Origin of the sequence: Ruegeria sp. HKCCE4148, from assembly GCF_017872495.1 — a bacterium.
Lineage (GTDB): Bacteria > Pseudomonadota > Alphaproteobacteria > Rhodobacterales > Rhodobacteraceae > Ruegeria.
In genome coordinates, this window is the sequence record NZ_JAEDOS010000002.1 from 450875 (window position 1) to 463757 (window position 12883).

A 12883-nucleotide genomic window follows, 5' to 3' on the forward strand; every position below is an offset into this window, starting at 1 on the left:
ACTGTCCAGTGCAGACCATCACCCGGTTCCATTCGCCGCAGGTGAACTTGGTATTGGCCGGGGTTGTGCCTTGTAACTCAAAAGGTCATTCTGCCCTGACGATCCACTGCCGTAAATCAGGATGAAAAACATGACGTTGCTGCATCAGATCATTTGGGGCAGTACCTTTCTGGGGCTCTGCTTTGTGATCGAAATCCTGTTGCTGACCTGGTGCACCGTCACGATTATCAATTGGGACAAAAAATGGGCGGACAAAGGTGTGTATATCGGAACCGCTGCGCCCATTGCAGTATCTTTGGCGTTCATCGTCGCGACGCACACGATACAGGTCTGGATTTGGGCGATCGTGTGGGTACTGCTTGAGGTGATGCCGGATTGGAATACGGCCATTTATTTTTCATTGGTGACATTCACGACATTGGGCTACGGCGACATCGTGCTGGGTGAAGGGTTGCGTATCTTTGGCTCTTTCGCGTCGGTCGCCGGACTGTTGGCCTTTGGTCTGTCGACGGCTTACCTGGTCGCAATGATGACACGGGTCTTTCAGGAAAAGTTCTTTTCCTAAAGGATCGGTGCAAACAACCGTGCCAGGGGAGAGCCAAAGCGAATGTGAGCAGGTTGCTGGGCCAGCGTGCGCGTCAGTTCATAACTGTTCTCGAAATCTGCTTGCAGCATGTCTGCGACCCGGTTCGCGGCCCTGACATCAAAGAACAGGGCCATCGCCTCGAAATTCAGCCGGAATGAGCGGTTGTCCAGATTGGTGGTGCCTACCGCCGCAAGCGTGTCATCAACCACAAAGGCCTTTTGATGCATGAAGCCGTCAGTATAGCGAAAGATACGCGCACCGCAGTCACGGACCTCGTCAAAATAGGCGAACGCGGCCAGCCAGGGTAAGCGGTGGTCGATCATGTCCGGTACCAGAATTCGTACGTCCACGCCGCGCATTGCCGCGTGTTGCAGGGCAGTCATTACGTCGATATCCGGAACAAAATAAGGCGAAGCGATCCAGAGCCTTTCCTTGGCTGCGGCAATGGCGGCAAAAAACATCATCGCACCGGTTTCCGTTTCATCACCGGGGCCGGTGGCAACCAATAAGGCGTTCATGTCTTGCTCGGCCTCTGAGCCCGCCCAATCCAATTCGTCGATCAAATCTTCGTTACGGGCCCAGTGCCAGTCTTCGGTGAAGATCAGCTGCAGTTGGCGGACGATATGGCCGGTCATTTTCAGATGCGTATCCCGCCAATGACCGAAATGCTTGTCTTGTCCCAGGTATTCCACGCCAACGTTGTGGCCGCCTATGAAACCGGTTTCCCCATCGATGACCACGGTTTTGCGGTGGTTTCGATAGTTGAGTTGAAATCGGAAATTGGGGCCGCGCTGATCCTTCGGATTGGCCACGTCAATCCCGGCCTCCTGAAGTGTTTCAAGATAATCCGAGGGGAGGCCGTAACTGCCCACTGCGTCGGCCATGAAACGGACGCGTACGCCGCGTTTGGCCGCAGCGATCAGCTTTTCCTGCAGCCTCAGCCCCAATTCATCAGCGCGCACGATATAAAATTGAATAAGGATATAGCTTTTGGCTGAGTCAATGGCGTCAAAAATCGCATCAAATGTGGCTTGCCCATCAATCAGCAGCTCGGCCCCGTTCCCGCGTGAAACTGGTAAATGCGCCAGAACTTCGAACGGGCGCGGGTTGATCGACATGCGCGACGGATCGGGTTTTGAATAATCGGCGAAGGTTTTGATGCCTTCGACAACGCGTTCGCTTTCCTGACGTGCGATGCGGTATCCGCGAAAGCGATGGTGGCCTAGAAACAGGTAGGCAGGAACTGCGATAAAGGGGGCTGAGGCCAGAAACACGACCCACCCAACGGCACCTTGAGGGGTCCGCGCTGTTTGCGCAGCGCGGACGACAAACACCGCTGCCGTCGCATAGAGGGCAAAGACGACGGCAGAAACAAGCAATGTCCACATAGGGTTAAGGCTCCGGGTTTGTCAGTTTGCCCCAGTGTAGACCCGAGTCCAATCCTGCGCCATATCCACAATGACCCAACCCATATTCGGGCCTTTGTCCAGCCCGTCAGCCAACTTGCCAACAAGGCCTTCACGATCATAAGCCCATTCGCGGTCTGCATCTGTGTGGTGGATCAGCACGCCCAGTCGGGGGCCGTCACCAGCGGTCACCCACTCCATCATCGCAAAATCACCGTCCGAGTTGCCCCCGGCCAGAATCGGGCGCTTGCCAATTGTGCGTTCGATGTTGATGGGTTTGCCTTCTTTGTCATCAATGAACGCGATTCCCGGCGCCTTGACGATCGTCGGCTTGCCATCAATCACCTCATAGCTGGTGTTACCATAAGTGCCCAAAACCTGATTGGGTGGAATGCCATAGGCTTCTTCGGCAAAGACACGCATGAAATGCAGGCCACCGCCTGAGACGATATAGGTAGTGAACCCTTCATCTCGCAAATAGCGCAAAAGTTCTACCATTGGTTGATAGGTCATCTGGTCATAGGGCAGGCCGGTATCCGGGTGGCGCTCGGTGGCCAGCCAGTTCGACACGGAAGATTGAAACGCGTCGACGCTGTTGCCTGAGTGCGAGGCGTTTACGACTTCAATCAGGGCGTCATGGCCGCCTTGCAGAACCGTGGCCAAATCCCCTTCGGCCGCAGCTTTCAAAGCAGGCGTTGACAGGATCGATGGGTCTTGCTCGGCCATTTCTGCAAGACGGTCCATGGCATAGATGAACTGGAAATATACCGGCTGCTCGGCCCAAAGCGTTCCATCATTGTCGAACACGGCAATCCGGTCGGATGGGGTAACATAGTTGGGACTGTCTTGGCTGGTCACGCCGTCAACAAAAGCGACAATCTGATCTTTGGCATGACTATTGGTCCAACTAGGCAGCGGGTCGGCAAGCAGTGACAGAGGGGCGAAGGCAAGAACTGCGCTGAGAACTAGGTATCGCATGAATTGCTCGTTTAGTTTCCAGAAAAAAAGGGCCGCCATCGAAGTGGCGGCCCGGTTTGGATTTACACGCGACTTAGTTGTTTGTCGGTGTCGTCAGCTTCTCCATAACCTGATCCAGGTTGAAGCTTGCCGCTTTCTGGCGCGGTGGGAATTCCTCGAAGGTTGAGAGGAAATTGCCCACGTATTGCTGTGCCGGCACTAGGAAATACGCGCGATCCAGCAGCCAGTCATAGTAGGTGTTGGACGTGCGATAGGCGCGCTCATACGGGTCGCGACGCAGGTTCACGATCAGCGGGATGCGCAACTCGGTCCAAGGTTCAATCCATGCGCGTAGCGTGGCCCAAGCTTTCTGCTCAAGGAAGATCAGCTTCCAGTCGTCGTAGCGCAGCGCTGTCAGGTCGCCGTCATCCGAGAAATAGAATATCTCGGCGCGCGGGCTTTCTGTCGTCTCACCGGTCAGCAGGGGCAGGATGTTGTAGCCATCCAGATGCACTTTGTAGTCACGCCCCATGCCGGACGAGCTATAACCTGCTTTCAGCTTTTCCTTGATGTCAGGATCGCCAGCAACCGCCAGATAGGTCGGCAACCAGTCCATATGGTGCACGATCTCGTTCGTAACCGATCCAGCTTCGATCTGACCGGGCCAACGGACCATTGAAGGAACGCGCCAGCCGCCTTCCCAGTTGGTGTTTTTCTCACCCCAGAACGGTGTGGCCGCGGCATCTGGCCATGTGTTCATGTGCGGGCCGTTATCGGTCGAGTAGTGAACGATGGTATTGTCGGCAATGCCAAGTTCGTCCAACAGATCAAGCAGTTGTCCGACATGCATGTCGTGCTCGATCATGCCGGCGGTGTACTCGTCCGCAACGCCACCAAAGATTTCGTTGGCCTGTTGGCGCATTTCATCTTTGACGTGGGTGCGGAAGTGCATGCGCGTACCGTTCCACCAAACATAGAAGGGTTGACCCTGCTCATGCGCACGCTTGATGAAGTCGATTGCCGCAGCAACAGTTTCATCATCCACCGTTTCCATGCGCTTGCGAGTCAGCGGACCAGTGTCCTCGATCGTGCCGTCCGCCTTGGACTTGATCACGCCACGCGGACCATACGCTTCGCGGAACGTGCGGCCATCGGCCAGAACCTGATCGCCGGGATAGTCTTCGTTTTCCGGCTCTTCCTCAGCATTCAGGTGATACAAGTTCCCGAAAAACTCATCAAAACCGTGGTTTGTCGGCAGATGCTCATCTTTGTCACCAAGGTGGTTCTTACCGAACTGACCGGTTACGTAACCATGGTCCTTCAGCAGGCCTGCAATTGTTGGATCTTCGACTTGCATACCCAGATCGGCACCGGGCAAACCCACTTTCGACAGACCTGTGCGGAACACCGACTGACCCATGATGTACGACGACCGACCGGCGGTGCAGGACTGCTCGCCATAATAGTCGGTGAAGATCATGCCCTCTTTCGCAACGCGGTCGATGTTTGGCGTCTGGTAGCCCATCAGGCCCATTGTGTAGGCCGAGATGTTCGACTGACCGATATCGTCACCCCAAATAACCAGGATGTTGGGCTTTTGATCCTGTGCCCATGCGGGCAGGGCCAGTGCAACAGCGACCGAAGCTAAAGCGAATTTGCGTATTGTGCTGCGCCAACTTTCTGTAATCGAACGAGGTGGTGACATAGTTTGCTCCTGAACTGACCGGGTTTTAATGACCCGTTGAAGTAAAAGTAATGGAAGGCGATCATTATCTTATTAGATCGTCCAACAAGGTATTGATTCCCGAAAGGAAAAATTCGCATTACGTCGAGAATCGGATAGCTTTACCTTAGGCTATGACAATGTCTTGAAACCTATCATATGATGAGATTGAAGAATACTAATGTTTGATAATCCGCATGATAGACAGCGATTGTTGGGCTCTGGCTGGTTTGGTGCGCGTGGGGCGCGGTTTCAGGCGGATCTGCTGGCCTGCGGGATAGGAAGAAACTTCAAGGCGGACGAAGCGCTTTACCTGTATGGTGATTTGGCCAATGGGGTTTATGCGGTTCTGGAAGGTGCGGTTCAAATCACGGCCCCCGCTGATGATGGTCAGGAATTCGTTGTTCACAAACAAGGCGGTGGGTTCTGGATCGGTGATCTGGCTCTGTTTGCCGAAGCCAGCAGGCTTGTGAGTGTCGTGGCCACCCAAACCACGCGAACGCTGTTTTTCCCGTCGTCACGGTTGGACAGGCTGGTCGACGACAATCCCGATTACATCCGTGATTTTTACGCTTTGTCGCATGAAAACATGCAGACTGCTTTGCGTATCATGGCCAATCTTGCCGTGACAGGAACGGAAAAGCGTCTTGTTCTGCGCTTATTGCACTTGGACGAGGGGACGGCGAAGTCCGATGGGTGGATCGTGATATCCCAGGATGAGCTGGCCGCAATGGTGGCCGTGTCCCAACCGACGTTGCATCGCAACTTGCATCGTCTCGCGGATTTGGGGCTGATCGAGCTTGGGTATGGACGCGTGCGCCTGAAGGACCGACGGCAGTTGATTGCCTCATGTCAGTGCTAAGCTCAGGGGTTGAGCGGCGGTAACGGGTTCGTTGGCGATTGCGCGGATTGCTTCAATGACGCGAGCGCCGACAACGCCGCGGCCCAATCCTCGGTCTTGGTGTCGGGGTGCGCCGAGTATCTGGCGGCTCCAATCTGGGCGAGGTGTTGGTCCAAACTGGTGGTTTGACTGGCCATATCGCTGCGGGACTTCCACATTTCCAAAGCTGTGTAAGCCGCTGCAATATCACGATTTTGCAGTGATTTCTTGAGTTCACCCAACGCATAGTCGGGCGAAGCCAGGAACGCATCCCGACGAAGCTGGCGCCAGCGATCGATCCGCGGGCGCAGGAAACGGATAGTAAGCCATAAGAACAGCGCAAAAGCCACCAACCATACGACGAACCTAATAGTGGTTTCTGTGTCTGGCGGCTTCCATTTCGGTCGGGCCAGTGTCAAGTCGACCGGGGCAATGTCGATAGTTTCGACCTGGTCGCTGTCCAGATTGTACCAGCGGATCGAGACCGGAGGCAGCTGCGTCTGACCGCCTTCCTGAGCCAGGTAAACGACCTCATCCACACGCTGCCCGGATAGAACACCCCTGTCTTCATTTTCAGTAAAGCGTGGCTCTTTGGGATAGGCTCGCAGCAGCGATTGCGGGCTGTCCGGGATCAATTCGGGCACCAGAAAAGGCGTTGTTCCAGAGATCTTGGCGGTCAGGCGGCGCGTGATTGATCCACCATTCTCCATATTTTTGTCCCCGTCGATCTGCTGATCTACCGTAAGACCGGTTGCGATGATAAGCGGATCCAGGTCGCGTGCGCCCTCTGGGACCACGGCGTTTAGGGTCAAGTCCGGCAAGGGCACGCTGACCTGAACCGGCGCATTTGTTTCGGGGTCGGCAAAGGTGACCACGACGTCCTGCGCACCAAACGCAATTTCTTCTGCGCTCAGAGGATAGAGGCGATAACTGCGTTGAACGCCGGACCAAGTTTCGCCTTCGACGGTTTCACTCACTGGTCCCGAAGCACGTTCCGGCAGGCGCACCAGCAGGTTCTCTTGCTCAAGCGATGGGAACACCGGAGGCGAGGGCATGAATGTTGGCACTAGCACCTTGATGCGCACAATTGCGGGTTGCCCAACGATAACGGGTTCCGTAGGTGTTTCGGCGGTCACCTGTGGCTGGACGCCGGTCTGGGCGAACAGTTCAGTCGGAATTAGAAGCATGAGAAGAGCGAGGTATCTCATTGCTGCTGCTCCTGATTTTCCAACAGGAACCGGTTGCGAAGAAAATCCTGCATGTCGGTATCAATTGTGCTGATCCACTGGTCAGCGGACATGGCCTGCGATCCGTCTGTCGGAGCCTGAATTGTCGTCTGTTCACCACGCCCGGCGTCGTTGTCAAAGACCGTGTCATCAGCCCCGATCCCGGCTTCTTCACCTGTATCAGACTGTTCGCGCGTGGTTTCAACATAGTCGAGGATCGCTTTCGAGACCTCGAGGTTATGCTGCGCTTCTGGCCAATCCGGCCGGCGTTCCAATGCGGTTTCAAAGGACGCGATGGCTGGACGATACTCGCGGTTTCGTATGCGCGCCATACCTTCGGAAAACGCGGCTTCGGGCGTATCCAGCTCGGCAAAGATCGCAGCAGCTTCGGGATATTGCCCGGCCTTTAGGCGTGCATAGCCTTCCTGATACGGGTCCTGAAACAACTCGGCCGCTTCAGCATAGCGCTTTTGGTTCATCGCGATTTGGCCCTGTTGGTCCGGGGTCAAGAACCAATCCCGCCAGCCATCGGCATAAGCCGGGCCAGACGGGGACCAAATGCAGAAGGTGAGCAGTATCAACCGGATCACCCAACCTCTGCGAAACCAAAGCAATGACAGAAAGGCGGTTGGCCAGGCCAGCAACCATCCTTTGTCTTGCCAGTCTAGGCGGTCTTCATCATCCAGTGAGGCTGTGTATGCTGATTGAATGTGACGCTGTAAGCGATTGATATCCCGATCATCGCTTGAGAACGGAACCACAGTTGTCCCTTTCAAGCCGTCGAGTTGCGCGATGCTGTGACCATTTGGCAGCATGGTCAGAAAGAACACTGGCATGGTGGCGGTCTCGAAACCCGACAGTTGTGAGGGGTCGAGGTCGTCCAACACAAAAAGGACAGCGCCGGGCGTTTCGCTATCGTTCAGAACCGTCTCGGCCAGCGTCAGCGCATTAGCGGCTGCATCCCCCTGTTTAGGCATAATGGTGGGGGTGAGGCCCTCTAGCAGCGGGCGCAGGATATTGGCGTCTTCGGTCAAAGGTGCGACGCGATGCGGGGTACCGGCATATGCGATCAAGGCAGTTCGGGCACCCACGCGCGCATTGATCAGATCGGTGACTTTAAACTTGGCGCGATCCAGACGGGACGGGGCCAAGTCTGGTTCTTCCATGCTGTCGGTCACCTTCAGGGCGATCACCAATGGAGCGGCGTTCGCAACCAGCGGGTTGGGTGCCCGTGACCATGTTGGCCCCGCAGCAGCCAGTGTGACCAAAATCGCCGCAATCATCGCAACGTCAATTGGATAGAGGCGTCTCGCATTGTCAGCCCCCAACTCAAGCGCAGCGGCAAGGTGCGGTGCAATACCGGACATTGCTTGAGCACGGGTTTTTGGCGTGGGGCGGATCAACCACCACAGTGCTGCAATCGGTATGAGGAGCAGGAGCCAAGCCACTCGAATAAAATGGAAATCTGCAAAAACGCCAATCATGCTGCACCTCTGCGCCGTTGGGCAACGTGTTGGAAGGCCAGTGTCATCAGCATCAAAAATACGACCAGCCCAAGTGGATAGTGCGCAAGGCTTTCACGTGGTCGGTAGCTTTGCGTTTCCACAATTCTTGGGTTGAGCTCATCAATGCGGGCGTATGTTTCGGCCAGCGCTTCCTGATCATTGGCAAAGAAATACGCTCCACCTGTTCTGTCTGCGATATCCTTTAGCGCATCCAGGTCGACCCGATCCTCGCCCGACGCGTCTGGGTCGCCTACGCCGACCGTATAGATGACAACGCCTTTTTCCGCCGCGATAGCCGCCGCATTGACTGGCGTCATGCGGCTTGAGGTGTCAGCGCCGTCGCTCAAGACGATCATCAGACGTTGGTCAACCTCGCTGGATTCAAACGTGCGGATACCCAGTCCGATGGCATCCCCAAGGGCTGTGTTCGGACCGGCCATACCTACTTGAGTTTGGCCCAGAAAGCCATTCAAACTATTGAGGTCTTCGGTAAACGGGGCTTGCACAAAGGCGCGGGTGCCAAAGATGATCAGGGCCATCCGATCGCCTTGTCGTTCCGCAATGAACTGGCGCAAAACATCCTTAACCGCAGCAAGGCGTTGGGTCGGCACACCGTCGGACGAGGTGAAATCCTTCTGGTTCATTGAACCCGAGATATCCAAGGCCAGAACCACGTCTCGGGCAGACTTTTCAATCACGATCGGCTCTCCCAGTTTTTCCGGCCGGGCCATTGCGATGATCAGAAGGCACCAGATCACAACGACGGTCACAGTCTGGAAGACTGCACGGCGCGGGATGACAGACCCTGGCCGGGGCTCGACGCCAGCAGCCTTTGCAACATGGCGGAAAAAAGGAATGCGGATCGAGCTGCTTTTCTCGCGGTGAGGCGGGGCAAGCCAGTACACCAACGCGGGAAGCGGCAGCAGGACGAAAACCCAAGGCGCGGCAAAGGAGAACATTACGTACTCCTTTCGCGTTTGTGGGACCTGATCCATTGCTGTGCCAGCTTCGTCAGTTCGGGACTGGCGGGTATGGTCATGTAGGGTGCTGCAGTAAGTACGCGAGCCTCTACATCAGAAAAATGTGTATGGTCAGAGGTTTGCGTCAGAAAACTGATCCACTCGTCTCCATGCAGGGCAGCAACCCGGCTACGTGGAAAGGCAACAAGTGCTGCGCGGCGCAGAATCTCGGCGATCTTTGCGGGATTGTCTTTCGCCACCGCCAGTTCAGTCAGCGCCTCGCGCCGATAGGCATTCATCCGTCGATGGCGAAGATACGCATGAGCACCGAAAGCGATCAGCCCTGCAACAAGGACGCCAAGAACGACCCATCCCCAAGTCTGCGGCACCATGGAAACCGGGCCCGGTGCCGGAGCGGGTTCAAGCATGTCAAGCAGATCCACCAGTGATTTGCCTTCGACGTCAACACTCATCTGCGGCCTCCGGTATGACCAAACAGCATGAGCAACTGGTCGAGAGTTGGTTGCGCGGTTGTCAAAGGCACGATGGGAAAGCCATAGCGGCGCGACCAAGTTTGCAACTGTGCCAACCGATCTTCCATCGCTTGACGGATGCGGTCCGACAAACCCGTGTCCGCGCTGTCCAGTTCGATCTGCTTGTCTCCGTCCGATACAGTCAGCCTAAGGTTGGGAACCAATTCACGAGAGCTTGGGTCTGAAATATTGAACAAAATCAGATCATTTGACGCGGAAAGTTCACGTATCAATATCTCGGAGCTGTCATCCAGCCCATCGAAATCCGAAAAGACGCAGATCAGTGTGTTGGTATGCGTAATCTGGGCGGCCTGTTTCAGCACGGCGTTCAAAGTCACGGTCGCGTAGGCGCTCTGCGAGGCGCGCAGACTACTGTTCAGCGCACCCACGGATGCCAAAAAACGCATCAGCGCGGCAGGCCGCCGTTGCGGGCGATGTTCCGCCAGATCAGTGTCGCCAAAGACGAGCCCTCCGACCCGGTCGCCTTGGCCTAGCACACTGTGGGCGGAAATTGCTGCAGCCTCAGCCGCGATGACCGACTTCATATAAACTTGCGTGCCAAAAAACATCGAAACACGCTGGTCGACCAGCAAAAGGGCCGGGCGATCGCGTTCCTCGGTATAGACCCTAACGTGGGGTTTTCCTGTGCGAGCCGTGACTTTCCAATCGATGGTGCGGATGTCGTCGCCGGGCAGATAGTTGCGTAACTCTTCAAAGTTCAAACCGCGCCCGCGCAGGCGCGAGGCGTGCCGTCCGTTGAGAATAGAACGGGCGGGTTGACGCGGCAAAAGGCTGATCGCGCGCGACTTTGGCCCCAACCTTAGAAGGTGGTTCGCATCCACATGGATGCGCGGGTCGTCGCGATATGCGGCGGTCTGTGACACGCGGCGTTCCTTAGCTATCAGGGCAGCGCAACAAGCTGCAGGACTTCCGAGATTACATCGTCGGCGGATTTCGCGCCGCCTTGCGCCTCGAAGCTTAGGGTGATGCGATGTCGGAATACGTCATGGGCGATGGCGCGTACGTCGGCTGGGTCTACATAATCACGCTGGTTCATCCAGGCATGGGCGCGTCCGCACTTGTCCAGTGCCAGCGAAGCGCGCGGGCTAGCTCCGATGTCTATCCAACTGGCCAGTTCCTCGCTCAGCGCACCGGGGGTCCGTGTGGCTTGCACCAGATCGGCCATGTAACGGTCCATCGCGTCTGAAACGTGGATCTGCCCGATCTCGGCGCGTGCGGCAAATACGGCGTCCTGAGGGATCGTCGGCGGCGCATCCTTGGCCCCGCTTTGGCCCGCCGCAATCTCTTCTACGCGCACTAGTCGGATTACTTCTACTTCGTCTTCGACTGGGGGGTAAGTGATCTGGACATGCATCAGGAAACGGTCCATTTGCGCCTCGGGCAAGGGGTAGGTACCCTCTTGTTCGATCGGGTTCTGCGTTGCCATAACGATGAACAACGGTTCCATTTTATGTGTGGTGCCTGAGACAGTTACCTGCCGTTCTTCCATTGCCTCAAGCAGTGCTGCCTGAACCTTGGCGGGTGCGCGGTTGATCTCGTCCGCAAGAACGATATTGGCAAAGATCGGGCCAGGCTCGAACCGGAAGGTTCCGCCATCGTCGGTTTGCTGAAAGACCTCGGTGCCTGTGACGTCCGAGGGCAAAAGGTCGGGCGTGAACTGGATGCGGCTGAAACTTGCGTCCAGATTGCGGGCCATCGCCTTTACCGCGCGGGTTTTGGCCAAACCGGGCAGTCCTTCGATCAGCAAATTGCCGTTGGCCAATATCCCGATCAACAAGCGGTCGATTACGTCTGTTTGTCCGATGATGGATTGCCCCATGCGGGCCTTGAGATCATTTATCTGATTAAGTGCATTCATTTGGCTGGTCCAATTGGCGTCCACTTTCGGCGTCAGCAGCGTGGTTGTTCAGAAAAGGGCTGAGAGCAGAAAAACTGTCGTGACGCCCGTAAGTTAGCAGTGTTCCTTCGGACGATCTACCGAGAAATCCGCGCGGTTAATCGGCGCAAGTCCTGTTTCAGTTCTTCTTGGATCGGCCCGAAATTAGGAGCGTCCCGCAGCGTGTCCAACCAGTGTGGGGGTGGGTTCCGGCCTGCCGACCGGTTCCAGGTCAACGCGCGCAGAATGGTTTGGGTGTCCGTGTCTAGTCTATCGGGAATATAGAACCCGTTCAGCGTCGCCCAAACTCCGGTCCACAACCGCCCGACGGACCACGGATTGTAACCACCGCCGCCCAACACCAGAAATCGGGGTGCGAGCTCCTTCAGCGCGGCGACCGCGTTCCAGTGCGAAGAGCTGGATAAGGTCAAACGCGACAGAGGATCCTCGGTCACGGCATCCGCACCGCATTGCAGGACGATGGCCTGCGGCTTGAAGGCTGCCGTGGCAGGAAGGATCAATTCGTCCATGATCGCGCTGAATTCATCGTCGTTCAGGCCTCGGGCAACCGGAAGGTTGAAAGCGGCCCCGCCTGCGTCATCGTCTAGTGTACCGGTAAAAGGCCATCGCCGCGCTTCGTGCATGGAAATCATACGCAGGTTTGTTGAACCATGAAACGCAGCTTCGACCCCGTCACAATGATGGGCATCAATGTCGATATAAACCACGCGGTCGAGACCAGAATTCAGCAGCGTCCGGATCGCCAGCACCGGATCGTTGAGATAACAAAACCCGTTGGCCCGATCAGCCAGCCCGTGATGCGTGCCACCGGCCGGGTTGAAAACGATACCGCCATCTCGGATGAGTTCCGCTGCAAGCATAGAACCGCCAGCCGCTGTGGCTGGGCGTCGGTACATTTCGGGAAATACGGGGTTCGACAATGTGCCCAGCGCATAGCGTTCACGAGTTTCATCCGAGACGTATTGATCCTGTTCCGCCTTTTGTAATGCGGCGATGTAGTCCGGGGTATGAAATGTCTCTAACGCGCTGGGTTTGGCGCAGGGGCTGACACGATAGTTTTCGGGCGTCAACCAGCCCAACGCGCGGCAGAGGTCAATGACGGTTGAAACTCTTGGAATGGCCAACGGGTGCTTCGATCCGTAAGTCGAGTTGCGATAAATTTCTGATCCAATGAAAATTGGGCTCTGCAT

At 56.2% G+C, this 12883-nt stretch carries 12 protein-coding genes; 2 read left to right on the top strand and 10 right to left on the bottom strand.

Annotated elements, in window-relative coordinates; all coding sequences use genetic code 11:
- Positions 1 to 130 precede the first annotated feature (130 nt).
- Positions 131 to 565: an ion channel gene (locus tag I9187_RS07350; protein ID WP_171174164.1), complete on the top strand. Its 435-nt coding sequence runs from the start codon at positions 131 to 133 to the stop codon at positions 563 to 565.
- On the opposite strand, the gene cls is transcribed toward I9187_RS07350, so the two are convergent.
- The 3 genes from cls to I9187_RS07365 all read right to left on the bottom strand — a co-directional run bounded on the left by cls (position 562) and on the right by I9187_RS07365 (position 4654).
- The gene (cls, locus tag I9187_RS07355; RefSeq protein WP_209509250.1) at positions 562 to 1974 is read right to left on the bottom strand and encodes a cardiolipin synthase; all 1413 of its coding nucleotides are present in this window, start codon (positions 1972 to 1974) and stop codon (positions 562 to 564) included. The genes I9187_RS07350 and cls overlap by 4 nt on opposite strands.
- Positions 1975 to 1995: 21 nt before the next feature.
- Positions 1996 to 2970 carry an HAD family hydrolase gene (locus I9187_RS07360; protein ID WP_171174160.1) on the bottom strand — a complete coding sequence of 325 codons (975 nt, stop codon included), beginning with the start codon at positions 2968 to 2970 and terminating at the stop codon, positions 1996 to 1998.
- Positions 2971 to 3043: 73 nt separating this feature from the next.
- Entirely contained in the window at positions 3044 to 4654 is a 1611-nt protein-coding gene (locus I9187_RS07365; RefSeq protein WP_171174158.1) for an arylsulfatase, read from the bottom strand.
- Positions 4655 to 4853: 199 nt separating this feature from the next.
- Between I9187_RS07365 and I9187_RS07370 the strand changes: the two genes are divergently transcribed.
- Entirely contained in the window at positions 4854 to 5534 is a 681-nt protein-coding gene (locus tag I9187_RS07370; RefSeq protein WP_171174155.1) for a Crp/Fnr family transcriptional regulator, read from the top strand.
- 2 nt (positions 5535 to 5536) lie between these two features.
- Here the strand turns inward: I9187_RS07370 and I9187_RS07375 are convergent, their stop codons facing one another.
- The 7 genes from I9187_RS07375 to I9187_RS07405 all read right to left on the bottom strand — a co-directional run bounded on the left by I9187_RS07375 (position 5537) and on the right by I9187_RS07405 (position 12883).
- Entirely contained in the window at positions 5537 to 6760 is a 1224-nt protein-coding gene (locus tag I9187_RS07375; protein WP_171174153.1) for a BatD family protein, read from the bottom strand.
- Complete coding sequence (locus tag I9187_RS07380; protein WP_171237542.1) at positions 6757 to 8262, bottom strand: VWA domain-containing protein; 1506 nt, start codon at positions 8260 to 8262, stop codon at positions 6757 to 6759. Before I9187_RS07380 ends, I9187_RS07375 begins: the two co-directional genes overlap by 4 nt.
- Positions 8259 to 9242, bottom strand: a complete 984-nt coding sequence (locus I9187_RS07385; RefSeq protein WP_171174149.1) for a VWA domain-containing protein — start codon at positions 9240 to 9242, stop codon at positions 8259 to 8261. The genes I9187_RS07380 and I9187_RS07385 overlap by 4 nt, the downstream gene beginning before the upstream one ends.
- Positions 9242 to 9715 (bottom strand): DUF4381 domain-containing protein, encoded by a 474-nt coding sequence (locus tag I9187_RS07390; RefSeq protein ID WP_209509253.1) that lies wholly within the window; start codon positions 9713 to 9715, stop codon positions 9242 to 9244. The genes I9187_RS07385 and I9187_RS07390 overlap by 1 nt, the downstream gene beginning before the upstream one ends.
- Positions 9712 to 10659: a DUF58 domain-containing protein gene (locus I9187_RS07395; protein ID WP_171237544.1), complete on the bottom strand. Its 948-nt coding sequence runs from the start codon at positions 10657 to 10659 to the stop codon at positions 9712 to 9714. Before I9187_RS07395 ends, I9187_RS07390 begins: the two co-directional genes overlap by 4 nt.
- Before the next feature lie 17 nt (positions 10660 to 10676).
- A complete protein-coding gene (locus I9187_RS07400; protein WP_209940126.1) occupies positions 10677 to 11654 on the bottom strand; it encodes a MoxR family ATPase in 978 nt (325 codons plus the stop codon).
- 116 nt (positions 11655 to 11770) lie between these two features.
- Positions 11771 to 12883 (bottom strand): acetoin utilization protein AcuC, encoded by a 1113-nt coding sequence (locus I9187_RS07405; RefSeq protein WP_171721400.1) that lies wholly within the window; start codon positions 12881 to 12883, stop codon positions 11771 to 11773.